The sequence below is a fragment of the Akkermansia sp. genome, assembly GCF_020860705.1.
Lineage (GTDB): Bacteria > Verrucomicrobiota > Verrucomicrobiia > Verrucomicrobiales > Akkermansiaceae > Akkermansia.
This window is the reverse complement of the sequence record NZ_JAJBTT010000033.1, coordinates 39,801-65,573: the sequence shown is the minus strand read 5'-3', so window position 1 is coordinate 65,573 and position 25,773 is coordinate 39,801. Positions and strand designations below refer to the sequence as shown.

The following is a 25,773-nucleotide window of genomic DNA, read 5'->3' as shown; positions in this document are numbered from 1 at the left end:
GACAACTTAATAAACTCTCCTAAATCCACCGGATGGAAGACGGATTTGGAATCCGTGACCACTTAACGCTGCCGTGAAGAATGCATATGATAGGGAACATGAGGGTGATAGGGGGTATAGGGGAATTTTGCCGCTCCCTGTCATTCCTATCATCCCTATATTCCCCTATTGTCCCTAACCAACTTTTCCCCAGATTTTTCCGTTGACTCCGGATTCCAAATCCGCTAAGTTGGTTTCAGTGGGTGTTTTGGCATTTTTATTGCCAAGCCGCTTCAATTAACTACATGATATACGACGAGAAAAATCGGGCTTCCCTGATGAGGGGAGGCCCGGTTTTTACGATGGGTAGAAAAATCATTTTCTTTCCCGTCAGTGGAACTGCATGAACAATGCTCTTTCCTCCTGATAATCAATAAAAATGCCGTGAGAAAACATGGAGGAAGCGTCCGGAGCAATGTACCCTCGCCCCTCAATCAGCTTTTTTAGGCGGCTGGGGCTTGTCTTCCGGCAAGATCCCGGGAGGAACGAACAAGGCTGTGGAAGGAATGACGACAGGGGCGGGAATGTCCGGTCCGGACCAGGCGACGGACATATGGTCTGGGCCTCCGTCCTCCTTGTGAATCACCAGCAGAAAGTAAAATTTGCCTGCTTCCAGTTGAATAGGATCGGAAGCCTGGTTGGGCTGGTTGCTCCAATTATGAGGATCGGAATATCCTTTGACGGTGGCGATGCAGGTCATGTCCTTCTGGGTGGCGTCTTTGCCCAGCCATAACTCGGAGGAATCGTCCGAAGACAGGTAAAGGCGGTACTTCCCGCTTGCCGGCACCTTTAGCAGGGCGGAATAACGGGCTCCATACTGGTCGCCCAGGTTTTCCACATCCAGGCTGGTGATTTTGTGAACGGACGATGCCGGATTTTCAAAAACCTTCCCGTGCGTTAAATCCCTTACCGATCCCCCCGGAATGCCGAACCATAATTCCTGTGCTACGCCGGGAGCCGGATCCGCCGCGCCGGAGGAGCCGGGAGGGGCTTCCGTCAGCATGGCGCCGCACAGGAGGCTCAGGATGGATAAAACAATGTTCATGGGAATGGGGCAGGGGGATACTCCCTGCAACGACTACGGCAAAGACAGGGGCAACCTTTCAAAAACGGCGTCATTCCCGGGGTTCAATGTCATCATGGGGAATCTCCTGATCTTCGCTGACGTTCTTCTGGCGGCGTGAGCCGCTTCTCCAAATCATCCAGCCGATCAGGAACGCCAGTACGCCCAGGCCGGCAACCCGCCGTGGAGTGGACAGGCCGCCGTTTTCCGCTGGTATCGGCTGTTCAGCGGCTGCGGGAGGCTCCTGGGCATGGAGGGAGCCGGCCAGGAAAAAAGCCGCCAGAGCGGAAGCGGAAAGCATGCGGTGCTGGAAAAGGAGCCGTTTCATTGTTTATGGAAAGGTAAAACAGGAATGAATCTTATTCAAATACATTTGTTCCGGCTGTCCTGATTTCCGATCATGCGGGGCCTGCTTGTTCTACGGTCCTGAATTTTCAGAAAAAATCATTCCTGGGCATCTTTTTTGCAGAAAAAGCTTGCGCATCCATGATGATAATGCTAATTTCCCTCCGTCCTCAACAGGACGCACCAAGACGAAAGTCAAGGGGTATTAGCTCAGTTGGTAGAGCGCCTCAATGGCATTGAGGAGGTCAGCGGTTCGAACCCGCTATGCTCCACCAAATAAAGGCCTGCAAGATAATTCTTGCAGGCCTTTTCCATGGTTAGATTTATTTGAGTTTTCCTTAATATGTTCTTATCTTGAATCAATCTGTTTTATTTGACAGACAATTTCAATTGATATAAACAGTAATAATGGAACGGAATGATTTGCCTGATCTTCTTTACAAAATAATAGTTGAACTAGGTGGTAAAGCCACCATGATGTCTATATTTAAAAAATTTTGGGAAAAACATGGTAAGGAATTATCTCTTACTGATGACATATTTTATACATGGAATTACGATATCAGATGGGCTGCCACACAACTTCGACATCAAGGAAGAATGAAACCTGCATTCACCAAGGAAAATACACATGGTACTCCAATGAGTCCTCGTGGAATATGGGAAATTATGTAGTTTTTATAAATTCTGTCATTTTGAAATAAAGATTTAATTTCTGATTTCACGATTGCTTTTCCCAAAGACAGATGTCTCCTGGAATCACTTGAAAGAGAGGATGAGGTAGAATGAGGTCGGTTGGATACAGGTGGGAATATTGGTGAGGAGACCTTTTCTTGAGTTTATTCAGGAGATGCTGGAATTCGTATTCCAGCTGTTTATCCGGAAGAAGGATACGGGAAGGGGGCTGGCTCTCGCAGGGAGAAATTTTATTCAAGTCAAAGCTGTAGCCTCGGCGGACGGATTCGTCATGGACGGCTTTCAGGTAGGCGTCTATCGTTTGGATAGGATGGGGCGTTTCCCGGAATCGGAGAAGCTGGGGATGATGTACGTAGCCTTTTGTTTGTCCCATGAGCACTTTCCGGGCCAGCAAGCCTTCCCTCCACAGGGCAATCAGGCCGATGGAGTCCAGGTAGGAAGGGTGGAGGGACCAGAGTCTCATGGAAGTTTGGACCATGAGAGAAAACTCTGCGTTGATTTTCCCTGCGTCCGGAAAAATGAGAAACCCTGGAATGGAATGATATTCCGGCCCTCCTGAATCATCATCAGGCCAGGGAGATTTCTCCCTGAATGCCTTCCGCATCCGGCTCCGGAAGAGCTGGTTTTTGGGCCGGTGCCGTTTCCGCGGCGGGGGATTGCTCCGTTCTGGTATTGATGGCTTCCAGAATCAGTTCCACCGTGCGTTCCAGTCCGTAGTCGGACGTATTGACGCACAGGTCGTAAAGACGGGCGTTGCCAAGTTCCTGCCCGGTGTAGTGCTGGCAGTGGATGCGGCGGCGGGTGTCCATGGTATCCATGGTTTTGGCGACGCGGGCCGGATTTACCCCGTAGTTTTCAATAACTCGCTGCATGCGCACGGACGGATCGGCATGCAGGAAGATGCTGAACAGGTTGGGCCTTCCTTTCAGGATGAAGTTGGCGCAGCGGCCCACAATAACACAGGCCTGCCGGGCCGTGATGTCCCGGATAACTTTGCTCTGGGCCAGAAAAGTGGCATCTTCCGGAGGCAGTTCTTCCGCCGTGTAGGCATAGTTCTGGGCGTAGAGTTCATGCAGGAACCGGCTGGTGAGCTGCTGTTCATGCTTGCGGATGTAGTCCGGAGTAAGGCCGCTTTGGGAGGCGGTGAGGTAGACCAGTTCCGAGTCGTAGAATTGGATGCCAAGCTTTTCCGCCAGCATTTTGCCGATGGCATGGCCTCCGGAGCCGTATTCCCGGTCAATGGAGATGACCAGCGGTGCGTCCGGTTCGTAGGCGGCAGTCTGTGCCAGCGGGAGGAGTTCTCCTGCCGCACCGGAACGTGCCAGCCGTTCCAGCAGCCTGTCCGGCCAGAAGACGTGCCTGTTGAAGAAGCGGACGATCATGCCTACCAGGACGGCGGCCACAATGGTTCCTTCCCGTATGCCGGCCAATTCCGGCAGGAACAGCAGGGAAAAGGCCAGGCCGATGCAGACAAGCGTGCAGTCCACACTGGTTTTGACGGCTCCGAATTCCCACTTGAAGAGTTTGACGAAGGCCAGGCTCATGCCTTCCGCCGCCAGCAGAACGGCATCCGCCTTGACTTGCAGAAAGACGCCGAAGCCGATGACCAGGCAGCTTAACAGGCAGAGTATCATGGACCAGACGTATCCGGTGATTTCCAGGGAAGACATCAGCCACATGGAAAAGTCCGTCAGTGCTCCGAAGATAAACACTACGGGGATCTGGAGCAGATGCACCGGACGGAATTGCCTTTTCAACAGGGCCGCCTGCACCGCGACAAAACTCAGGTGCATGAGGATGGTGACGGTTCCCATGGTCAATGGGAGCGCCAGGCTGAGTACATAGGGCGTGCAGGAAATGGGGGAGACGCCCAAATTTGCCTTGGCGGACAGGGCGATTCCCAGGGACATGATGAAGAGCGCCACGATCAGGAGGAAGCCGCGCAGGATGTGTTCCCCAATGCTTCTCCGTACGTGATGATCTGCCATGCTAGCCGATGGTAGCTTTTTTGTCAGCGTCAAGTCAAGGGTTCCGGTGGGGCAGGATGTTTTTTCCTTTCCTCTTTCCGCGTTGCTTCTCTTGGTACAATTTCATGAAAGTATCGCTAACGAGCAGGTTCCGCAGGGGAAGATGAGGGGGCAGACCGCCTGGTGGATGGGAGGCGTGTGGATTCATAGCCGTTGCGTTCTTTTCTGCGGGGATGTCCGTATCATGTCCGCTTTTCCGCAGGTAGGGAAAGGGGCCGGACTTGTCACAAGGGGGCTTTTTTCCTATGTTGCAGGGAGATTCCGTTTCAAGCTTATGTCCAAAAAGAAGGAGGTGAAGACGAACGCCATGCGTCTGCTGGATGCGCTGCATGTTGCCTACAGGCATTATTCCTATGAATGCCATGAGTTTGTGGATGCCTGGCATACGGCGGAGGCTCTGGGACTGCCGACGGAGAAGATGTACAAGACGCTGGTGACGGAGGGGGCTCCGCGGCAGTATTACGTGTTCGTGATTCCCATTGGGGCGGAACTTTCCCTGAAGAAGGCGGCGCGCGCCGTGGGGGCCAAGGCCCTTTCCATGATTCACGTGAAGGATATCACGGCAGTGACCGGATATGTCCGCGGCGGCTGTACGGCCCTGGGGATGAAGAGGAAGTATCCCACAGTGATTGATTCCAGTGCGGAGACCCTGCCGGAGATGGTGGTGAGCGGAGGCAGGCTTGGCAGCCAGATTGAGCTGAGTCCCTTGGATTTATGCCGTGCGGCGGAGGGCGTTTTTGCGGAGGTGGCGGAGATTCCCACCCCGACATGATTGTCGTTGTTCCGGAAATGCGGAGTCTCCAGCGGTAAAAAGCTTTTCCCGGAGGATTTTTTTCTATATTCCTGTTGCAGTCCCTTCTCCCTCGCCATGAATAGCCGTTCATCTTTCCGTACCTGCCTGGCCCTGCGCCATGTGGCTTTTGAAGATCTCGGCACCCTGGAACCCCTGCTCAGGGACAGAGGCTTCCAAATCCGGTACGCCCAGCCGGGCTTTCCCTGGTTTTCCGTTGAGGAGTGGCTGGCGGCCGATCTTTGCGTCGTTCTGGGAGGACCGGTAGGGGTGGGGGATACGGAGCTTTATCCCTATTTGAAGACGGAACTGGATTGGGTACGCAGTCGTTTGGCCTGTCAACGGCCTTTGCTGGGCATCTGCCTGGGATCCCAGATGATGGCTCATGCCCTTGGCAGCCGGGTTTATCCCGGTACGGCCAGGGAAATAGGGTGGGGCGCCGTTTCCCTGACGGAAGCAGGGCGTTTGTCCCCCCTCCGCCATCTGGAGGGCATTCCCGTCCTCCATTGGCACGGGGATACGTTTGACATGCCGGCCGGAGCGCGCCTGCTGGCGTCCACGGAGATCACGCCCCATCAGGCTTTTTGCGTCGGGAATAACGCCCTGGCCCTTCAGTTTCATCCGGAGGCGGACGTTGCGCGGATGGAAGAGTGGCTGACCGGGCATGCCTGTGAGTTGATGGCCGCCGGAACGGATATTCCCGGACTCCGTGCGGCGTCCGTCCGGCACGGGGCTTTACTGGCCGATCGCGCCGCGCTTTGCATGAATGAATGGATGGAGGGAGCCGGCTTATGAGGAGAAAAGACAGGGAGATAACCCGGCGGGAGGACCTGCTGGAGATGATAGCGCGGTTCAAGGTGTGCCGCCTGGGATTGTGGGACGGCAGGGATGTTTATGTAGTGCCCCTGAATTTCGGTTATGAAGAGCGGGACGGCTCCCTGAATTTGTTTTTCCACTGCGCCAGGGAGGGAAGGAAGCTGGATATTCTGCAAAGCCGCCCGGAAGTTTCCTTTGAAATGGACGGCGACCATGCGCTGATGGAGGCGGATACCCCGTGCGGGTACAGTTATGCCTATGGCTGCGTGATGGGGCGTGGCGTTGTTGAATTTCTCCGGGAGGACGGGGAGAAGATGCATGCCTTAAACCGCATCATGCTGCACCAGACGGGGAGGAACGCCGCTTTTACGCCCGGCATGGTCCGCGCCGTATGCGTTTTGCGCCTCAGGGTGGAGTCCGTCAGCGGCAAACTTCATATGTGTCCGGAACCGCCTCCGGCCTGTTGAGGAATTATTTTTATGCCTGAATATTCCGCACCCCTGTTTATCCGCTGGAGCCTGTCCCATTGGATGGCTCTTGGCGTGGTGGCGCTGTGCGCCGGGGTTCTCCTATGGGGCTGCCGGAAGCTCCGGATGGAAAAGCGCGTGCAGATCGGAAAAGCGCTGGGCGCCGTCTTTCTTCTGACTTTTCTGATTGAAACGTTCGGACGCATCGTCCGGGAACACTGGGAGCCCTGGCAGGACAGGCTGCCCCTGCATTTTTGCAGCCTGATGACGCTGGTTTGCTTCATCGCCCTGTGGTACCGGAAACCCTGGGCGTGCGCCGTCGCTTACTTCGGCGTGCTGGCCGCCAGCATCCAGGGGCTGATCACGCCCATGCTGTACGAGGGGTTTCCCTCCGGCGCCTTCTTTGCCTTCTTCGTAGGGCACGGCCTGCTGCTGGTTTCAGCTCTTTATATTCCCGTGGTGCTGCAGTGGCGCGCCCGTCCCTGGGACGATATGAAAACGCTGGCTTTGTGTGATGCGTACCTGCTTCTGATCATCCCCGTGAATATCTGGCTGGGAACGAATTACGGGTTCACGCGGCATGCTCCGCCGGGGACCGTGCTGGAATATTTCGGAACTGCTCCGTGGTATTTCCTGACGCTTCAGGTTCCTGTACTGATCGTCCTGCGGCTGTTGTACCTGACTGTCCGCCCCAGGAAAAAGTAGGTCCGTTCCCAGTGGAAATTTCCACTCTCAGAGAGGGTGAGATGCGGGAGGATCACGGGCTTTTTATTGTTTCCGGTTCTTCTGCCTTAGACGTTCCGGTCTGTGGAAATACCTGTTGATTTTTGCAGGAGAACCTGTTATCAGGAGAAAAATTAAGGAAGGGCTCTGTGTTGCTCCATTTTCCGCAAGAGTCCATCCTTGGCCGGATTCCCGCCAGGGACACGGTCCGTGCCTGGAGACCCCCTTTTTCCCATTTGAGCATGCATTCCTGTTTGAAGAAAAGAATCCTGTTGTTCTGTTGTCTGGCATATGGTTGCCTGCCTGCCCTTCCTGATGAGACGGGGCCAGTGGTGGATGTGGCGCAAATGGATGAGGAAGAGATAGATAACCTGGATGCCCATCCATGGGAGGCCTCCTCCTTTTATGCGGTGGCCGGACCGGACAATCCGGACAAAGGCAGCCTGTTTTTCATGAAGGTTCTGCGTTCTCCCAAGGACCACCTTTACATGATGAATGGAAGGAAGATGTTTGAGTTGAATCCTCCCGAGCTGCCGGAGCAGTCTTTCCGTCATCTTAACCCTGTGGCTCTGCCTCCGGAGGTGCGGAAGGGGCGGTGCGGATTTTCGAAGGAACAGTCCGCGCAGTATCGTTTTTCTTTCATGGAAAAAGTGTCCATGCGGGAGAACTTCTTTTTATTCAATGACGGCGGAGATGTATTCGTTCCGGACGGGAGCAGAATAAAGGAGATGAAAAGGATTGCCGTCAGGCAGAATGATGATTCTTTACGGATGGTGAAATGTGCGCTGGAAGCGCGGAACGGCAAACTGCCGGTCCTGTACAGGCGCGGAACACAAGAAAAGAGAGAATCTCTTTATTTGGGCATTGTCTCTCTTTCCGACGGTTCCCTGGAAGAACTAGCGCCGTACGACAATGCCATGTCAACGATAGCCTCCGTCCGGTGGCTGGCGGACCGGAAAATACTGGTTGTGACGAATAGGCCTCTAACGCTGGTCAGCAAATGCTGGTGCATTTATGATACAGGGCGGAAAAAGATGGTGTGCCGGGATGCGACCGATCCCCAGGACTGGACCACCTGGGTGCGCTGCCTGCTGGGAAGGAGCGGCATGCTGTATGGGCTCTCCTGTACCGGAGCATGGAAGCGCGTCATCCTCCGGTTGATTGAACGTCCTTAGTTCAGCGTTTTCAGGTCTTCCTTCGTGAACAGGTGGATGTCCTTTTCCCGGGAGCGGTGTATTTTTTCCGCCCATTCCGCATCCGCCAGCAGGGCGCGGCCGACGGCGATAAGGTCGAACTCGCCTGCCTGCATCCGTTCTACAAGCGGCTCGATGCTGGCGGCTTCCGCTTCCGGACCCCCGTCGAAAACATTCGTAAACTCCCGGTTGAGTCCCACGGAGCCGACGGAAATGGTGGGTTTGCCCGTAAGCTTTTTGGTCCAGCCTGCCAGATTGAGGCGGGATCCTTCAAATTCCGGTTCCCAGAACCGGCGCGTGGAGCAGTCAAAGATATCCACGCCCGCTTCCGTCAGGGGAGTCAGAAAATCTTCCAGTTCCACGGGGGAGTCCGCCAGCTTGGTGTCGTAATGGCCTGTTTTCCATTGGGAGAAGCGGAAGATGATGGGGAATTGGCTGCCTACCGCCTTGCGCACGGCATGAATGATGCGGCTGGCAAAACGGGTGCGTCCCACCAGGTCCCCTCCGTATTCGTCCGTTCTCCTATTGGTTTCCTTCCAGAAAAACTGGTCGATCAGGTAGCCGTGGGCTCCGTGAATCTCCACGCCGTCAAACCCTAGCCGTTTGGCGTCCGCCGCCGCCCGGGCAAAAGCGTCGATGACTTCCTCGATTTTGGCGATGCTCATGGGTTCCGCCGTTTGTTCCAGCGTGTTCACGTCAATGCCGGAAGGTCCGATGGGCGGCAATTCCGGATTGGGAAGGTTTTCTCCCTTGAAGGGGCGCGCCATGCCCACGTGCCATAGCTGGGGGGCTATTTTGCAGTCCGTGGCGTGAACGGCTTCCACCACCTTTTTCCATCCCCGCAGGGAGGCGCCGCCGAAGAAGTTGGGATAATTGGAGGAAGGGGAGGCGCTGGGCTCGTCAATGAAGGTTCCCTCCGTGATGATAAGCCCCACTTCATGTTTGGCACGGCTTTTATAATAGGCGGCTACCTGGTCCGAGGGAACCCCGCCGGGGGAAAATCCCCGGGTCATGGCCGGAAGGACGATGCGGGTGGGAGTGCTGAGCTTGCGTGAATGAAAAGGCTGGAACAGGATTTCCACGTCCCTGATCTTGAGTTCGTCCTGTGCGTTCATGAGGATAAAGAGCGTTATGTCTGAGACATCCCGGAAAGACGTCGGGATGGTACAGGAATGAGACACTTTACGGTTCCCTCCCGTTCATCCCTGGGGCTGCTTTCCGTGAATTTAATCCTTTGGTTCAGGTGGCTTTCCATCATTTCCCGGAAGGGACAGGAAGTTCCGGAGCAGGGTGATCCCGTCCGGCGTCAGGATGGATTCCGGATGAAACTGAATGCCGTAAAGGGGGCGTGACCTGTGGCGGATGGCTTGCACATTACCACGGGAATCCCTTGCCGTGACGGCCAGCTCCTCCGGCCAGGGGGCGGCGGCAAGGCGCCAGGAATGGTATAGCCCCGCGGGGAATTCTTCCGGCAGTCCGCCCAGAACGGGGCAGGGTTCCACCCGGCGGATGGATTCCCTGGCTCCGTGAAGGGGGTGGGGAAGGTGTTCCAGTTGCGCCCCGAAGCGGACGCCCAGGAGTTGATGTCCCAGGCACACGCCCAGCACTGGAGTGGCGGGCGGCAGCCGGTGCAGAAGGCGGAGGGTTGCCCGGTGGCACGCGTCCCCCACCATGCCGGGACCGGGGGAGAGGATGAGTTTTTCCCCGGTCCGGACTGCCTGTTCCAGTTCCGGGGCGTCATTGGGAACCACGCGCGGCACGGCCATGCCCGTCACCCTGACCAGTTCCGCGAGGTTCCATGTAAATGAATCCCTGTGGTCGATGATCCAGACGTTCGGTTGACTCATGGCGCGTGCATGATAAAGTAATTTCCGCCAATGTACACACGGGAAGAGACCATCCGCCGCATGAATGCCCTGGGTAGTGCGGAACGCCCGTTCTTTTTCGTAATATCCCATGACCTGGAGCACAACCTGCTGTTTGACCCCGCAGCGGGCGGGGAAGAGCGGCGTGCGTCCTTTTCGCTTCCTCTGGGGAATATGGGAAGCCAGAATGACAGCCCTCCGCTTCCGGAAAGGATATGCTTTACTCCTTGCCCTTGTTCCCTGTCCCGGTATGCGGCATCCTTCGCCTCTGTCCGGAATCATTTGCTGAGGGGGGATTCCTACCTGCTGAACCTGTGCGTGGCCACTCCTGTGGAAACCAACCTGACGTTGCGCCACCTGTTCCGGTTTGCCCGCGCTCCCTACCGGATGCTTCTGGGGGCGGACGCCCGCATTCCCGGCGTGCATGGCCGCGGATGCGTCTGTTTTTCCCCGGAACCGTTTGTCACGGTACGCGGGCGGTCCGTTTCCACATTTCCGATGAAGGGAACGGCGGACGCCTCCACGCCGGAAGCCCATTTCTGGCTGGAGACGGATGAGAAGGAGAACCGGGAATCAGCCACCATTGTGGACCTGATGCGCAATGATCTTTCCATGGTGGCGGCTGACGTCCAGGTGAAGCGCTACCGCTACATCAGCCCCGTGGAAACGCGCGGAAGGACCATTCTGCAATGCAGCTCCGAGATTTCAGGCATTCTCCCGGAAGACTGGCGTTCCCGGCTGGGAGATGTCATGATGAAACTGCTGCCCGCCGGAAGCGTGACCGGGGCGCCCAAGGAGGCTACCTGCCGTGCCATTGCGGAGGCGGAAGAGATGGAACGGGGATTTTATACGGGCGTGTTCGGCTTTTTCAACGGGCGGGATCTGGATTCCGCCGTCGCCATCCGCTTCATGGAAGAGAATGGGAAAGGGTTGCTGTATAAAAGCGGCGGCGGCATCACCGTCATGAGCCGCATGGAGGATGAATACCGGGAAACCATTGCCAAAGTTTATGTGCCGTTTGATTTTTGAAACCATCAAGTGGAAGGATGGGCGCCCCGAGCTGCTGCCCTGGCACCAATGGAGAATGGAAGCTGCCATGAACCGTTATGGAGAGGAAGGCGGCACCGTTCCGGATCTGGCTTCCGTACTGACGGCCTGTCCCGGTCCGGAAGGGCGCGGCATTTACAAATGCCATATCACGTATGATACGCGGGGCAGGGTGCGGCGGCCTTCTTTTGAGCCTTACCGTCCCAGGCCTGTGAAAAGGCTGGCGTGCGTGGAAATTCCCCGGTTGGACTATTCCTGCAAATGGGAGGACCGGAAGGAATTGCAAGCTGCCGGGAAGGGGCTGGGAGCGGATGAAGAGGCGCTGATTCTTCAGCATGGCCTGGTGACGGATACGCGGTACAGCAACGTCGTGTTCGGGGACGGTTCTTCCTGGGTGACGCCGGAAACTTTCCTGCTTCCGGGCACCAAGCGCGCATTCCTGCTGGCAGAGGGGGCCATTGCAGAACGCCCCTTGAAAGCGGAGGATATCAAACAATTCCGTTTCTGTTCTCTGATCAACGCCATGCTGGACCCCGGCGATGTGGTGGTGCGGACGGAGGATATTTTGCTGTAACTGCGGAAAAAGGCTGACTATGAAGGGGGAAGGGCTTCAGTCCTTTTTGTCCAAGCTGTGAAGACATGTCCTTCCACGGTTTCCCGGTTCTTTCAGGAAAAGTCCTTCGCTTGATTCAGAGGAATTTCATGTACGAAGGCCGGGAGGCCTTCGTTCCCAGGTGGCCGTTTTTCAAGCTGTGGGGAATATGTTCTTCCACTGCGTTTTCCAGTGTCTGCACTGGGAACAAGGGCCTCCCGGCCCTTGTAAAAAAAGCTTTCTTGAAAAACTTTCTCCCGTCCATCTGTATCAACCCGTTTCCCAGTTCCTTGTCAAAAGGTAAAGCCGCAAGCCTTTGCGGCAATTAAATAAAAATTTTGAGCGTTAGCGAAGGATTATAAAAAGAAAAAAGAGAAAGCATGCACTTCGTCCATGATTGACTTGGCCGCCACACAGGAGGCCTGCGGCTTTTTAGAAGGTTTTCCTGCATAACTGCCACAGGATTTGGTTAGACCGGAATAAAAAAGCGGCCGTCCCGCAAGCACGGGACGGCCGATGGAAAGGAAGCTGTTTTATTTTTCCTTAAATGGCTCCGCAGTAATGGGCGCAGAACCACATGGCGCGGGGGTGGTGGAAGAAGGACTTCCACAGGCTGCCCTTGAGGGTGTTGGCCTTGGAGCCGTCCTTGTTCAGGTAGCCGAACCAGTCGCCGTGCTGCGCGTCCTGGAAGTGGGAGAACGCCCAGTTGTGCACCATGTCATGGCGGATGGCATAGCGTTCTTCCCCAGTGAGCTTGTAGGCGAGCGTCATGGCGATGAGCGCTTCGTCGTGCGGCCACCAGAATTTCATGTTGTGCCAGTATTCCTGAACGGGCTTGCCGTACACGTCCGTGAAGTAGAGCAGGCCGCCGTTTTCCTTGTCCCAGCCTCGGGCGAAAGCCCAGTCAATCATGTCGCAGCCCACCTTGATGAGTTCCGGATCATTGCCGCGGTAGCGGGCTTCCTCCAGCACGAACCAGCCGCCCTCAATGGTGTGGCCGGGATTGAGCGTGCGTTCGTCAAAGTGGTCGATGATGGCGCCGTCAGGGCTCACCACTTCCATCACGGCCTTGATCTCCGGTTTCATGAACAGGGTGCGCAGGTCGCTGATGCAGCGGTCGATCCATCCGGTGTAGAAGCCGTCCTCGTCACCCAGGTACTTGCGCAGTTCCTGGGCGGTGGCCAGGGTGATCATGCGCGTTCCCAGTCCCGTCGTGGGGCGGTTTCCGGTGAATTTGGGAACCATCTTGCCGGGCGTGAAGCAGATGTCCGTGAAAATGTCAAACCAATGGCGCGCGGCCTTTGCTGATTCTTCGCTGCCAACGGCTTTTGCATGAGCGGCAAAAGCGATGGCGGCGAAGGATTCACTGTAGGCATAGCGGCGCTTGCGAATGGGGGTGCCGTCCGCCTCCACATGGAAATACATGCGTCCGTCGGCAGGGTCCACGCATTTGATCGCCAGGAAGTTCAGGGCGCTCTCCGCCCATTTGAGCCAGTCCGGATTCTTTTCAATGCTGTTGTACAGGGTCAGCAGCATCCAGGCCATGCGGCCTTGGGCCCAGACGGATTTATCCGTATCCACCAGCGTGCCGTCCGCATCAAAGCAGTGGTAAAGCCCCCCGTTCTTTTCATCGTAAGCACGGGGGAACCAGAACGGCAGAACGTCTTCCAGAAGCTGGCGGCGGTAGAATGCGCCCAGGGAGGGCAGATCAAGTGTTGCAGCCATAAAAGGGGGAAAGCTATTTAGTTCATGGACCACTGGAAGAAGCCGATGGCTTCCAGCTCGGACCGGAGTTCCTTGAGCTGCTCCGCGGTAGGATTGCCCTGCGGCAGACGGGCCGGCCCCAGGTCGACGCCCAGCCAGCCCATCAGGGCCTTGGCGCAGCCCATGTAGCCCTTGGAGGCCAGGATGTTGATCATCTGCACGGATTTCCACTGGCAGTCGCGAGCCGTTTCCACGTCGCCTTCTTCAAAGGATTTGATCAGCTTCTGGTACAGGGCCGGGGCGAAGTTGAAGGAGCTTCCCACGGCTCCCCTGGCGCCCACGGAAAGGGCCCCCGTGAACCATTCATCCACGCCCCAGGGAATATCCACGTTCTTGTCGTAATTCAGCGTGGTCTGGTACAGGGCCAGGTCGGGATTGGTGAATTTGATGCCCGCAAAGTTCGGGATCTGTTCTTTCGCCAGCTTGATGAAATCCACCGGATTGAAACGCACGCCCGTCAGTACGGGGATGTCGTAATAATAATAGGGCAGGTCGGGAGCTCCGGAAGCGGCAAAGGCACAGCATTCCACCAGGCGCTGGACGGTGCCGGGCTTGTAATAGGAGGGGGCAAGGGAACTGGTAGCCACAAAGCCGCACTCCTGGGCAAAGGCGGCCAGTTCACGGGCGTCCCAGACGCTGTTGGAACCGGTGTGGGCGATGACGTCCACGCCGTACTTGGCGGAGGCTTCCTTCCAGGCAGAGTAGATTTCCTTGCGTTCCGCAAGCTGCATGGAAGAGGATTCCCCGGTGCTGCCGGTAATGAAAGCGAGCTTGATGCCCTGGGAGGCAAGCAGTTTGGCCTGGGCGTCAACGCTAGAAGGATTCAGGGAACCGTCCGCCTTGAACGGAGTGTGTACGGCGGCCACCAGGCCGTGGAGTTTCAATGAGGTGTTCATATTGTAAAGTGATATGAAAATGATTCGGGGAAATGATTGCAAATCATGCTGTGAAAGACAACCCCTGAATCCCTCTGAATCAAAAAAGACCACATAAAAAAACGCGCATTTCCCAGAAGGAAATGCGCGCCGGAGGAAAGACCGCTTCAAGGCGTTAGCGGACAGGTTGTTGCTTGATGACCGTGTACATGGCTTTAGCCAGGGATTTCGCATGCGTCAGCAGTAAATCGCCATCATAGCACCAGATCATCACGCCGCCCAGCTTCTGGGTTTTCACGTACTGGCATTTTTTCTTAATGGTGGTGATGCCGTTAAAGTAGTGCTGCTGGCCGTCAATGGTGCAGAGGTCCGTACCGGGGGCAATGTTGGGATAGAGCTGAATAACGTTGGAGTAGCCTTTCTGGGCATCCCAGTTGCGGTTGGAGCGGGTTTCGTTCGTATAAAACGGCAGGCCGACGACGATTTTACAGTCGGGAACATTTTTCCCCCGCATGGACTGGATGTCCGTGAGCATGTCCGGATACGTGGAGTGCTGGCCGCCGCGGTCATAGCTCATGACGTTGACGAAGTCCAGCAGGTCCATCATTTCCCTGGTGGGAGCCAGGTAATACGGATTGATCGCCGCGCTCAGGGACATGCCGCTGGCTCCCATGGCGGAGCGCACTTCCCCCAGCAGCAGGCAGAAGTTGTACCATTCGGTGTTATTGTCCGGGTATTCCCAGTCAATGTCTATGCCGTCGAAGCCCTTTTCCTTGGCGAAGGAAACGAGCTGCCGGGCGAATTGGCTCCTCTTTTCCGCATTCCCCGTAAAAGCCGTCAATCCGGCATCGCAATGGGCCACGCCCAGAATGATTTTGCTGCCCGCCGTTCCGCGCAGGTTCTTGAGCTTGTCCAGGCCGTTCAGGAACTGGGTGTTGTTTTGTCCCGTCAGGTTCCCGTCCGCATCACAGCCTACATTGAAGTAAATGAGGTCCGTGAATGATTTGAAATGCTGGGCGGTCAGTTGGTTGGGATTCCACTGCATCAGGTTGGTGTTGCGGTAGTAGGGCACCACACGGAACTGGTAGGGGTATACCTCCGCGCAGCCTTCCGGGGAAGGGTTGGCGACCGCTACATTAGAATCTTCCAGCAGGGCGACGCCCGTGCAGGAGGCGTCCACCTTGTTCAAGCCGCGTGCGCGGGGGATGAGGTCCACGCACAGCCAGAAGTAGTTGTCTCCTGCGGAAAGAGCCTGGCTCCCCTCGAATTGGAAGGTTTTGGCCCCTTTGGAGATGGCATTGAGGACGGGCACGGCACGGCGGTTGATCTGCTCCGCGTTCGGGGAGAAGTAGGGAGTGGAACCGGAGTAGAAAATCTGGGCTTTCGCGATGTCGGAGATGGAGGAGGTGCCAGCCATGGAGAAGGTCATTCCCTTCAGGATCTGGTTGGTTTCCGTGACGGTCACCTTGATTTTCATGATAGCCTGGTTGGCCGCCCCCGCATACAGGATGGAGTGCGTTTGTTCACAGGCCGCCGTGGCGGAAGCTGCGTGCAGCGGAGCTGCGCCGGACAGGCCAAGGGCCAGGACGCACATGCCGGTTTTAAGAATAGGATTCATGTTTGATTAAAGGTGAGTGTTTTTCAGATGGTGCGCTTCCTGACGGCAAGCAGGCCGCCGGCCGCCAGAAGGAGCAGAAGCGAAGTGGAGGGTTCGGGGACTACCAGGCCGTTGGAAATCCAGTCCAGATGCAGGGCGTTGCCGTCATCCCAGCGCAGTTCCCAACGGCCAAGTTCCAGGTCTGGGTCATAGCCTTCCAGCCCCAGGTTCCCCACCGTGATGGTGCTGGAATTGGAGAGGGATGAAAGGATTTCAGAGAAGGTTCCGTCCATGCTGGTAACGCCGGAGGCATCCATGACGAGGTAGGACTGGTCGCTCTGCCAGATGGCGGCGGTGTAATCCACCTGGTCGTCGCCCAGCGTCAGCGTGCCCCCCAGAGCCAGGGTGTCTGCATGCAGTTCCAAGCCTACCATGGAGCCCCGTGAAAGGTCAATGGTGATTCCGTTGGACATGTCAATGGCGTTGGCCGCCATGGAGAAGATGCCTTCACCCGTTCCAAGGATGGAGACATTGTTCCCCAGCGTCACCGTGTCTGCGTTCAAGCTGCCGGTGCCCATGACGGACAGTTGCGTGCCGTCTTCCAGACTCACGTCCGCCGCGTTCAGGGTGGACTGTTCCCCGATGTGGAGCGTTCCGCCGTTGACCGTGAAGGACGTGCGCGCCTCTTCCGTGCTCCAGTCTGCGGAGCGGTAGCCATAGCTTGCTCCGTTGGTAACGGAGAACGTGCCGCCGTACACGGTCGTATTGGCCCGGATGTCGGACTGGCTGTTTGCTCCGGACATGGCGACCGTACCGCCGGATCCGGCAGCGTCATTGATGCTGATGTCCACGACGGATTCATCCTGGGAGCTGAGGCCGTCTTCAAACAGGACCCGGCGGTTGTCCGCCGCGTTGAAGGAAGCCATGGAACCGTCGTTGAAATGGATGGCGTTGTAAATGTCCCCGTTCACGGCAGTGTTTCCGCGGAAAATGATGTCCGCCTGGTCTGCCGTCAGGGCAACGGAACCGCCACCTTGCACGTTGATGGCTCCTCCTGCGTTTTCCGCGCTGTTGTTTTCAAACAGCACCGTTCCGGTATTGCCGGAAATGACGACGTTATAGGCGTCCAGGGCACCCCCTTCATAAGCCGTATTGCCGGAGAAGGAGGCAGTTCCGGAATCGGAGACGGTGATGTCTCCATAAGCTCCGATCGCGCCTCCGGAGGTGTACGCATGATTGCCGGAAAAGGTCAGGGAATCCACTCCGGAGAAGGAGACGTTGCCGTCTGAATAAATGGCACCACCGCTTCCGTCCCGCGCCTCGTTGCCCGCCATGCTGAAGGAGGCGGCCGTGTTTACCGTTACGTCGCCTCCCGACCAGATGGCGCCGCCCGCACCTGCCTCCGCGATGTTTTCGGAGAAGGTGACATGGCCCACGTTGGACCATTCCACGGTTTCATAGTCGTTATTGATGGCTCCGCCGTTTTCTCCGGCCGTGTTTCCGGTGAAGGAGATGTTTTCCGCAATGTCGGAGAAAATCAGGCTGCCCGTGGTGCCTCCCGTGTAAATGGCCCCTCCATGCGTCATGGCGGAGTTGCCGGAAAAGCTGATGGCTCCCGTGTTGATAAAGGAGGCTCCACCGGAGGCGTAAATGGCGCCACCGGAAGCGCCGCCATCGGCGCTCACGCTGTTGTTGTTGAACGTAAGGGCCCCCGTGCTGCTGAAGCTGACCGTATCGTTGGCGGCAATGGCTCCCGCGCCGTAAAGGGCGTCCGTGTCGGCCATGTTGGAGGCATTGTTGGAGAAGGTCAGGTTCCCGATGTCCTGGAAGGTGACGTTTTCCGAGAGGATGACGGCCCACTTGGCTCCATAGTTGTCCATGTTGATTTCATGGTCCCCCGTGAAGGTGATGCTTTGGAGGGCGTTATTATACCCCCGTCCCCCTACCCAGCAGTTGACGTTTGCCCCCAGCGCGCCCAGATTCTGGTCCGCCGTGAGGGTGAAGACGGTATCCGTATCCGTCAGCACGCTCCCGGCCCATGCCTTGGAGCCAAGTTCCAGGGCTGCGCGGGTCATGATGTTGAGCGTGCCCTTGTTGTTCTCCGTATTCAGGAGGATGCCGCCTTCATGCCAGTTGACCATGCTGGCATAGGCGCTGCCGCCCATGTCCAGCGTAGCTCCGTTTTGGACGTCGATGACGTTGGAAAGAGTATGGCCGTTCATGGAGAACAGGGCTCCGGAAGCAATGCTTACATTGCCCAGATTGCCGCCGTTGCCAAAGGCGTTGTCCACGTCCAGCGTCAACTTGCCTGCGTCCACGCGAACCGTGCGCCCGGAGGAAATCGTGTTGGCCCTTTTGATGACCAGCTCCCCGGCTCCGGATTTGATCAGGCTCAGGCCGGAAAAATTGCCGGTGGTCGGGTCACCGTATTCGTTGGACGTGTTTTTATTGGCAAAGACCTGGTTGAAGTAGAGTACGGAATTTTCTCCAATGGCCAGTTCCAGGGCGCTGCCGGCTCCGGTTTCACAGACGATGACGTCCTGGGCACTGGAGGAATTCCATGTAAGGCTCTGGTTGGCTCCCAGTTCAATGACGGCCGTGGTTCCCCAGCCGGAAATGTAAATGCCGCGGCTGGCCGTTCCTCCGGATTCATAGCCTTGGGAAATGACGATGCAGCTGGAAGTGCCGGAAGCGAATTTAAGAGCGTAAAAATTATTGTGCAGCTTGCCCAGTGAGGCGGAGTCATATCCGAATTGATTCAGTTTAAGCGTTCCGCCGCTGAGCGTGATGGTGGGGGACTGGTAATTGGCGGTATAGACACCGTTATGGAACAGACGGCCGTTGCTGGCGTCCAGCACGGCCCCGGAAGCGATGTTGATTTTTCCGTCAATCCGGTTGTTGTCAGTAGCCGTGATGTTTCTTTCCCCGGTGAAGACCAGCGTGCCCGCATTGATGTTCCACGTGCCGCTGGCCGTATGCGTTCCCGCCAGGGTGACTGTTCCCGCGCCTGTCTTGGTAAGCGTGGAGGAGCCGGTCAGGCTGGTATCCCGGACTTCATAGGAATCCTCCGCAGCGGGGGCGTCCAGAATCAGGCCGGTGCCGGAAAAGGCGGCGGAACCTCCATTGCTTCCGGCAGCCGCGCCCGTCAGGGTAAGGGAGCCTCCGTTGAAGGTGAGGGCCGCTCCGTCGTAAAGCAGTCCGGAGGCAATGATCCCGTTTTCGACCGTAATGGTGGATTCCGTCTGGAACTGGGCGGTGTTTCCATTGTTCCAGTCGGCGGCGGAGCCGTCCAATTCCCACGCTCCGGAATCCGTCCAGGTTCCGTTTCCTCCATTCCAGATGTAATTGGAGCCATGGGCCGGGATGCAAGAGAGGCAGCCGGCAAACACGCCGAAGAATAGTGCGGTAATTTTCATGCAGTTTCTGATAAATAGGGTATTATTGAATAAAAAAGGGAAAACAAGAACTAACTTGCTTTCCCTTTTAAAAAATCATGAATTAATTTCAGGTTAGCTTCTGCGACGCATCATGCCCAGGGAGGCCAGGCCCAGCAGGCTCAATGTGGCCGTGGCGGGTTCCGGAACGGGAAGGGCGGGGTTGGCGGCCAGGGCCGCAATTTCCGAGCTGTTCAGGACGCCGGAGTATAATTGGAGGTCATCCATGGTCGTATTGGCGGTGGACGCCAGCTTGAGGGACTGCACGTCTCCGGTGAAATTGACGCCGGAAGCGGTGATTCTACGCTGGCCATCCAGATAAATGTTCAAGTCCCCGTTCTGGAAGGTGATGATGATATTGGCAAAGGAATCCTTGGAAATCGCCAGGTTGGCCCAGTTGCCCACGTTTCCGCCGCAATACGCCGCCCATGCCCCGGCGGCGGAGGCGTCACCGGAATCCTTCTGGAGGTACATGTTCTGGCTGTTGCCGGACGTGAAGGTCAGGATGCTTTTCCATAGAGCCGTGGACGCGGTATTGCCGGGGGAGTAGTCCTTGACGGCAATGGAAAGGCTGAACCCTTCCGTAGCATTCAGCCCCAGCCCCGTACTGGAGGAGCCCAGCGTCAATTGCCCGCCGTTCGTGCGGCTGTCATAGCCCAGGCCTTCATAACCATTGGTATAATTCATCCAGCCTGATCCGCTGAACGTGGCGCTGCCCGCATTCGGCCCGGCCAGATTATTGTCGTTTAAAGAAGACAGGCTTCCGTTAAGTTTGTTGAAATCATAAAAATATTTCAATGTGGCAGCTTGAGCCCCCAATCCCGAACAAAGCAGGAACATCGCAAGATACAGAGAGGATTTCATGAATTTATTAAAATAATTACTGAACGAAACCAGTATCGGATTTACAATCCGGAAGACTGCCTCAAATTCAATAACTTCTTATAAATAAATAAGGTTTCCGTATTAGGCGGTGTTCTTTATTCCTACTTTATATGTAGGAATATTTGTTGTTACTTTCTTGAACTTAAAAAAATAAGTTGACTTCCGGATTGTAAATCCGCAGCGGAAGTATCCCGCTCTGCCTGATCAGATTATGAAAAATAAAGTAATCTGGTTAATCAGGGATAGATCAAAATAGGGGAAACTCAACCCGTCTTTTAATGGAAATGCATGAATGCCGCTTTTCCCGGAGGAAAGGAGCTTCATCTGGAAAGGAATGGCCGTTCCATGCGGCGGTTCAATCCTTTACATGCAGGGAAGGAACGGGAGCCTTCGCCGGAAGAGTGTACAACTTTTCAATATCGTCCAGATACCGGGAAATGGGGGTATTGGCCGGCTGGTCCTGTTCACGGAGCAGTTTGACTGCTGCCGCATAGGAGGCGAACGCCTTGCCGGTTCCGGACCGCGTATTGATTTCATACCAATCCATGTAGTCCCGGACGCGCCGGGCGGTTTTCATGGAAAGTTCCCTGATTTCCCGCAGCTGCCCTATTTTGGGAGCGGCTTTCCGGCCGTTGATTTTCCCGGTTTGCATCAGGGCGACGAGTTTTGCGTATTCCACAATGACGGGACGGTAGGCGGGGAAGGAACACCGGCTGAGGTTGAGCAGGCTGCTGGATACGTTGGCAAGCTGCCTGTTCAGGTCAGTCAGGGCATTCGCCTGTTCCAGGTCGTCCAGGGGAAAGGTGGTGGTGGTCCGGGTGTCCGGATCATATTTGACCAGGGTGAGGGCTTCCTGAAGGTGCCGTTCCGTTTCCGTGATCGTGAGGGTTTCCGTCACGGGGGGCGTCGCCATGCGGGAAAGCTGGAGCGTCCACCATTTATGAAGGGAGGAGGGGGTCAGACTGAGCTGCGGAAAATGGCGTTTGATGAGGTTTTTGGGATCATCATTGCCCAGAATGGCCTGATCCAGAAGCTGTTTCATCCCTTCCGGGCCGTTTTTCTGGTTGAGGAGGCAGAGCACCAGGGCCCCGCAGGAAGTTTGATAGGCGGCGTAGGACGTGGCATCCAGTTCCTTTTCCGGTTCCCGGCAGTTCACGATCTCTTCCGGGGTCATGATGCCCGACTGCTGGAACAGGGTGGAATACATCGCCCGGTCAGCTTCATTCTGATGCCAGAGGACGGCCTGTTCCAGCCCGGCAATAAGCCAGGGGGGCAGTGCAACCTTGTCCGGCAGCCCTTCCGGGTCCACGGTGCGCAGCATCATTTCATACAGCAAGGTGGAAACGACGGCATGGCGCAGCCTGTCCTGGTTAATGCCGCGGCCCAGATGAATAAAAATGTTGTAGGAGAGGTTATTGCCTACAATCAGGGTTTGCGTGCGGATGGGATTGGCCGGAACCGGGCTCCCCGGTTCTCCTACCAGGCGGATGATGATTTTATTTTTCCATTCGTCCGGCTGCTTGAGGATTTTCACCAGGGCGGCGCGTATGGCATCCGCCCGCGTGGCAATGGCCCCGGCCAGCAGGGAATCCAGTCCGATGACGTGAAATTGCTTGGAAGAGGACACGCTGGTGAACGGCTGTTTTTTGATGGGCTGTTCTTCCATTGCCGCGGGGAGGCCGGCTGAATTTTGCGGCCCATTGGGTACGGGGTTGGCATTGGAACTGCCCTGCAAAACCGGACGGTCTGAGGCGTCATCTATCGGCCGCGCATCCGGTACGGGAACGGTGGGCGTTTCCTCCTTCGGCTGTTCTGCCGCTTCCGTGGCGGTTTTGCTTCCCTCCTTTTCCTGCCCGTAGGAACAGGGAGGCAGGAGAAGGGACAGCAGCAGGATAACGCATGTTCCTCTGAATTTCATCAACTGGAAAGGTTAATCAAATTGCTCCGCCAGGCAGCCGAAATCTTCTTCCGCATGCCCTTCACGGCACAGTTTCCCCATGATGGAGGAAACCAGGGCCGCTGCGGGCGGGTGGATTCCCTTTTCTGCGGCCAGTTCCTGGACGTAGATGCTGTCTTTCCGCATGTTGTCCAGGGAGAAATGGGTGGAAAAGTCACGCTCTGCCATCAGGGGCAGCTTGAAGGCCGCCAGCGGGGAGGCGATGACGTTCCGTGAGATGGCCTGTCCCAGGAGTTCCGGAGAAATGCCGTATGCCTGGGTGATAGCCAGGGCTTCGCTCAGGCTTTGCACCATGGTGGCGGAGACCATGTTGGTGACCAGCTTGACCACGGTGCCGGCTCCCACGCCGCCCAGGTGCAGGATGTCCCGGGAACTGTGCTGGAGGAAGGGGCGCACGCGGTCCAGGGTGGAAGAATCCGTTCCCACATAATAGACCAGCTCCCCTTTTTCCGCAGGCAGGCGGGATCCGGTGAACGGGCAGTCCACATACGTGCAGCCGATGGCTGAACACATCAGGGAGAGCTTTCCGACAGTGGACAGATCAATCGTGGAGTGGTTCAGGACGATGTGTTCCGGGGTCAGCGCTCCTCTCATTTGTTCAAAAACTTCCAGGCAGGCGTTCCTGTCCTTTAAATAGAGCTGGATGATTTTGGAGGCGCGTACCGCATCCGCCGGCGTGGGGACTGCTTCCGGAAAGTCCTCCCGGGGAGTCCGGTTCCAGACGGTAACCTGGTCGCCCAGGCCGGTCATGTGGCGTGCAATTCTTGAGCCGATGAGGCCCAGGCCTAAAATGGAAACTTGATACATGGCGGTTTTTCAGCAGGGGAGGATGAAATCATCAGGAGCCTATGCGGAAGCGGCCTCTCCTGCGCGGGGCTTCCTGTTTCTCCGGCTTCGGCTGTTCCACAGCGGCGGCCGTGGTCTCCGGCTTCCCCGGTGCGGGGGCTGCCACAGAGGCCGTTTCCCTTACCTGGGAGGCCAGGGAGACGGGTTCAGATTCCGGACGGTGGTTGACGACGATCTGCTTGGGGCCCGGAGAGGGTTTTTCCACGGCATTGGGATCCTCCGCCACATGGGCGGGAACTTCATAGGCGTCATGGGGAATGGCCGCCGGATCGCTTACCGCTGCGGCCAGGTGCATGTCGTCCCCGCTGGCGGAAGGCGTGGCGGCCTTTTCCGCTTCCTGCTTTCTGCGGGGAAGGGTGGTGGTGCCGTTGATGGCCAGTTCCAGGTCGGAGTCCGGCAGGCCGCCGCAGCGGATGGCGGCATCATAACTTTTACGGGCCTGGGACGTGCGTCCCAGACGGGAATAAGTCCAGGCCAGGTTGAAGTGGGCATCCGGCGATTCAGGCTGGATTTTCAGGGCGTTTTCAAAGTGGCCCACCGCTTGTTCATAATTGCCCGCGCTGGTTTCCAGATTACCCAGGTAAAGGAGGGCCGGGGCATTGGCCGGATCCAGCCTGATGGTTTCCGTCAGGGAGGCGATGGCCTGCTGGTCCTGGCCGGCGCGGTATTGGGCCACGCCCATCATGAACCATGCCGGGGAGGAAGCGGCGTCAAGTTTCGTAGCCTTTTTCAGGTATTCAATGGCTTCGTCCGCCTTGTTGCGCTGGAGCAGGATGGTGCCCAGGTTCACCAGGGCCGGAACGTGGGACGGCTGTAAGTCCAGCAGGGTGCGGTACAGTTGTTCGGCGGCGGCGTAGCGTTTTTTGGCAAAGGCTTCTGCCGCTCCCTGTCCCAGAGCCTCCGTTTCCAGCTTCCTGCGCACCGTGGCTTCCAAGCTCCGGTTCAGCATTTTTTCCTGATCCGGGGTGATGGACCCTGTGGAGATGGCGGCCAGGCGCGCCTGTTCGGCAAACCGGGTTTTCAGTTCGTCCATCTGCCGGCTGAGTTCCTCCACTTGAAGGTTTTTCTGTTCCAGCGCCTTTTGCGCCTGGGCCAGGGCGTTCGCATGCTCCTTGTCATTCTTGGCGGACTTGGCCGTTTTTGCCTGCGTCTGGCTGCGCGCCAGTTCCAGATCCTTCGCCAGTTGGGCGGCCTTGTCGCGTTCCGCGGACAGGGCCATGGCCAGCTTGTTGATCTTTTCCTTCTGCTGGTCTGTCAGCGGAACGTCTATCTTGTTGTCACTGGCGATGGCGTTGACGATCTGCTTTTCCGCCGGCGTGAGCTTGATGGCTTCTTCATTGTCCATCAGGGCGGCAATTTCCGCCGTTTCCGGGTTTTGCTGGTGCAGGCGCTTGTAAGTGCTGATGAGAAGGGAGCGGCTCTGGTCCTGCACGGAAAGAATGCGGAGCTGCTTGGCTATCGTGGAGCGCAGCAGCTGGTTTTCCTCCACCAACAAGGGGCTTTTTTCTGGATTGGCTTCCAGTTTGGACAGTTCCACGTCCGCATTGATCAGCTTGGTGTTCAGTTCCGTGATGCGCTTGCGGTAGCCGATGTTTTCATCCCGGATGGCGATCAGTTTCTGCTTCAGGTCCGCCGATTCGTTCCGCGCCTCTTCCAGGGCTTTCAGGTTGGCCTTCCGTTGTTCTTCGGAATTGGAGTTGGCTGTTTCCAGGGCGCTTATTTTATCCTGCGCGTCCTTGAGCTGGGCCGCCAGCGTCAGGTTGCGGTCCAGCAGGTTTTTGGTTTTGTCCGGACTGTTGAGTTCCACCAGGGCCGCCAACTGGTCACGGTCCTTCTGAAGGGCGTTTTTCTCGTCCGTGACCTTGGCCAGCTGTTCCCGGTGCTCCTTGAGCTGCAATTGAAGGTCGGCGATTTGCGCCAGATACTGGGCTTTTTCCTGCCTGAGAGTGGCTACGTTCTGTTCCAGCTCCTCCACCCGCCTGGTGAGGGTCTGGAGAAGCTTGTTGCTGGTGCTTCTCTCCTCCTCCATCTGCTTTTTGACCTTGAGCAGTTCATCCCGGTAAACGGATTCTCCGGCGGACGCCACGGCCAGTTTCGCCAGAATGTCCTCCTGCTCCTTGCGGGTGCGCTTGAGAGCCTGCACCAGGGCCTTGTTCTCAATGGTGGTTTTGTCCAGCAGCCTGCGGATGCGTTCGTAATTGCTTTCCACCACTTCCGGAGCCGCTCCGGGGGAAACGGACGGGGACGGAATGGCGTTGACGAGGGATTCTCCGGGCCGGGAAGGGAATTCCACTCCCTTGTAGCCGGGTGGAAGGGCGATGTTGGGCTTGGGCCTGGGGCGCTGCACGGCGGCCGGGCGTTCCAGCTCCAGGCCGGGGCCTGAGGGGGCGACGGCCTGCTGCTGGGCCAGTTTCTGCCATTTGTCCAGATTCTCCCTGTTGAGCTGGCGGCGCGTTTGAAGCAGGTTGGGCCGCCACTGGGGATAAGCCTTCACCAAGCGTCCAAATTTGTCCTCCGCCTGCTGCGTAAGACGGATAGCTCCTATATAGTCATGTTTTTCCACCAGTCCGGCAGCCTGGGTGACCAGCTTTAACGCTTCCAGGTACATGTCTGTGGGATCCTGACTCGCTCCGGGAGAGACGGGCATGGGTCCCGGCACATACGAGACCTGGGCCAGGAGGGGCAGGGCTCCGCAGGTCAGGGACAAAGCAAGGGTAATGCCAAGAGGGAGAGGAGTCATCATGAGGAGAAG

General features: G+C 56.8%; 22 protein-coding genes and 1 tRNA gene. 9 read left to right on the top strand and 14 right to left on the bottom strand.

Annotated elements, in window-relative coordinates:
- Positions 1-469: 469 nt before the first annotated feature.
- Complete coding sequence (locus tag LIO64_RS07250) at positions 470-1,084, bottom strand: PA14 domain-containing protein (protein WP_290548774.1); 615 nt, start codon at positions 1,082-1,084, stop codon at positions 470-472.
- A 70-nt stretch (positions 1,085-1,154) separates the two neighbouring features.
- Positions 1,155-1,430 (bottom strand): hypothetical protein, encoded by a 276-nt coding sequence (locus tag LIO64_RS07245; RefSeq protein ID WP_290548773.1) that lies wholly within the window; start codon positions 1,428-1,430, stop codon positions 1,155-1,157.
- A 216-nt stretch (positions 1,431-1,646) separates the two neighbouring features.
- Here LIO64_RS07245 and LIO64_RS07240 point away from each other — a divergent pair.
- Both LIO64_RS07240 and LIO64_RS07235 read left to right on the top strand, forming a co-directional pair.
- A tRNA-Ala gene (locus LIO64_RS07240) sits at positions 1,647-1,722 on the top strand.
- Between the two features lie 148 nt (positions 1,723-1,870).
- The gene (locus LIO64_RS07235; RefSeq protein ID WP_290548772.1) at positions 1,871-2,122 is read left to right on the top strand and encodes a hypothetical protein; all 252 of its coding nucleotides are present in this window, start codon (positions 1,871-1,873) and stop codon (positions 2,120-2,122) included.
- A 46-nt stretch (positions 2,123-2,168) separates the two neighbouring features.
- Here the strand turns inward: LIO64_RS07235 and LIO64_RS07230 are convergent, their stop codons facing one another.
- Positions 2,169-2,606, bottom strand: coding sequence for a pyrimidine dimer DNA glycosylase/endonuclease V (locus LIO64_RS07230; protein WP_290548771.1), 438 nt, complete (start codon positions 2,604-2,606; stop codon positions 2,169-2,171).
- Between the two features lie 103 nt (positions 2,607-2,709).
- A complete protein-coding gene (locus LIO64_RS07225; protein ID WP_290548770.1) occupies positions 2,710-4,131 on the bottom strand; it encodes a cytidylate kinase family protein in 1,422 nt (473 codons plus the stop codon).
- A gap of 313 nt (positions 4,132-4,444) precedes the next feature.
- Here LIO64_RS07225 and ybaK point away from each other — a divergent pair, with 313 nt between their 5' ends.
- The 5 genes from ybaK (at position 4,445) to LIO64_RS07200 (ending at position 8,141) form a co-directional block, all read left to right on the top strand.
- The gene (ybaK, locus tag LIO64_RS07220) at positions 4,445-4,942 is read left to right on the top strand and encodes a Cys-tRNA(Pro) deacylase (protein WP_290548769.1); all 498 of its coding nucleotides are present in this window, start codon (positions 4,445-4,447) and stop codon (positions 4,940-4,942) included.
- A gap of 96 nt (positions 4,943-5,038) precedes the next feature.
- On the top strand, positions 5,039-5,755 hold the full coding sequence (locus LIO64_RS07215; protein WP_290548768.1) for a glutamine amidotransferase: 717 nt from the start codon (positions 5,039-5,041) through the stop codon (positions 5,753-5,755).
- The gene (locus tag LIO64_RS07210; RefSeq protein ID WP_290548767.1) at positions 5,752-6,243 is read left to right on the top strand and encodes a pyridoxamine 5'-phosphate oxidase family protein; all 492 of its coding nucleotides are present in this window, start codon (positions 5,752-5,754) and stop codon (positions 6,241-6,243) included. Before LIO64_RS07215 ends, LIO64_RS07210 begins: the two co-directional genes overlap by 4 nt.
- 12 nt (positions 6,244-6,255) lie before the next feature.
- Complete coding sequence (locus LIO64_RS07205) at positions 6,256-6,948, top strand: TIGR02206 family membrane protein (RefSeq protein WP_290548766.1); 693 nt, start codon at positions 6,256-6,258, stop codon at positions 6,946-6,948.
- Between the two features lie 260 nt (positions 6,949-7,208).
- The gene (locus tag LIO64_RS07200; protein ID WP_290548765.1) at positions 7,209-8,141 is read left to right on the top strand and encodes a hypothetical protein; all 933 of its coding nucleotides are present in this window, start codon (positions 7,209-7,211) and stop codon (positions 8,139-8,141) included.
- Here LIO64_RS07200 and LIO64_RS07195 read toward each other — a convergent pair.
- Together LIO64_RS07195 and LIO64_RS07190 are read right to left on the bottom strand one after the other, a co-directional pair.
- Complete coding sequence (locus LIO64_RS07195; protein WP_290548764.1) at positions 8,138-9,274, bottom strand: NADH:flavin oxidoreductase; 1,137 nt, start codon at positions 9,272-9,274, stop codon at positions 8,138-8,140. The genes LIO64_RS07200 and LIO64_RS07195 overlap by 4 nt on opposite strands.
- A gap of 111 nt (positions 9,275-9,385) precedes the next feature.
- Positions 9,386-10,006, bottom strand: coding sequence for an aminodeoxychorismate/anthranilate synthase component II (locus LIO64_RS07190; RefSeq protein ID WP_290548763.1), 621 nt, complete (start codon positions 10,004-10,006; stop codon positions 9,386-9,388).
- 30 nt (positions 10,007-10,036) lie between these two features.
- Here LIO64_RS07190 and LIO64_RS07185 point away from each other — a divergent pair, with 30 nt between their 5' ends.
- Both LIO64_RS07185 and LIO64_RS07180 read left to right on the top strand, forming a co-directional pair.
- Positions 10,037-11,053, top strand: coding sequence for an aminodeoxychorismate synthase component I (locus LIO64_RS07185; protein WP_290548762.1), 1,017 nt, complete (start codon positions 10,037-10,039; stop codon positions 11,051-11,053).
- Positions 11,034-11,645 carry an aminotransferase class IV gene (locus LIO64_RS07180; protein ID WP_290548761.1) on the top strand — a complete coding sequence of 204 codons (612 nt, stop codon included), beginning with the start codon at positions 11,034-11,036 and terminating at the stop codon, positions 11,643-11,645. The genes LIO64_RS07185 and LIO64_RS07180 overlap by 20 nt, the downstream gene beginning before the upstream one ends.
- 561 nt (positions 11,646-12,206) lie before the next feature.
- On the opposite strand, the gene LIO64_RS07175 is transcribed toward LIO64_RS07180, so the two are convergent.
- The 8 genes from LIO64_RS07175 to LIO64_RS07140 all read right to left on the bottom strand — a co-directional run bounded on the left by LIO64_RS07175 (position 12,207) and on the right by LIO64_RS07140 (position 25,764).
- A complete protein-coding gene (locus tag LIO64_RS07175) occupies positions 12,207-13,388 on the bottom strand; it encodes an AGE family epimerase/isomerase (protein ID WP_290548760.1) in 1,182 nt (393 codons plus the stop codon).
- Between the two features lie 17 nt (positions 13,389-13,405).
- On the bottom strand, positions 13,406-14,323 hold the full coding sequence (locus LIO64_RS07170) for a dihydrodipicolinate synthase family protein (RefSeq protein ID WP_290548759.1): 918 nt from the start codon (positions 14,321-14,323) through the stop codon (positions 13,406-13,408).
- Between the two features lie 154 nt (positions 14,324-14,477).
- Positions 14,478-15,920, bottom strand: coding sequence for a glycosyl hydrolase family 18 protein (locus tag LIO64_RS07165; RefSeq protein ID WP_290548758.1), 1,443 nt, complete (start codon positions 15,918-15,920; stop codon positions 14,478-14,480).
- A 23-nt stretch (positions 15,921-15,943) separates the two neighbouring features.
- Entirely contained in the window at positions 15,944-19,315 is a 3,372-nt protein-coding gene (locus tag LIO64_RS07160) for an autotransporter-associated beta strand repeat-containing protein (RefSeq protein WP_290548757.1), read from the bottom strand.
- Positions 19,316-19,408: 93 nt separating this feature from the next.
- A complete protein-coding gene (locus tag LIO64_RS07155; RefSeq protein WP_290548756.1) occupies positions 19,409-20,197 on the bottom strand; it encodes a PEP-CTERM sorting domain-containing protein in 789 nt (262 codons plus the stop codon).
- A 376-nt stretch (positions 20,198-20,573) separates the two neighbouring features.
- Positions 20,574-22,136, bottom strand: coding sequence for a hypothetical protein (locus tag LIO64_RS07150; RefSeq protein WP_290548755.1), 1,563 nt, complete (start codon positions 22,134-22,136; stop codon positions 20,574-20,576).
- A 12-nt stretch (positions 22,137-22,148) separates the two neighbouring features.
- Entirely contained in the window at positions 22,149-22,982 is an 834-nt protein-coding gene (locus tag LIO64_RS07145) for an NAD(P)-dependent oxidoreductase (protein WP_290548754.1), read from the bottom strand.
- Between the two features lie 31 nt (positions 22,983-23,013).
- The gene (locus tag LIO64_RS07140; RefSeq protein WP_290548753.1) at positions 23,014-25,764 is read right to left on the bottom strand and encodes a tetratricopeptide repeat protein; all 2,751 of its coding nucleotides are present in this window, start codon (positions 25,762-25,764) and stop codon (positions 23,014-23,016) included.
- Positions 25,765-25,773: the final 9 nt, after the last annotated feature.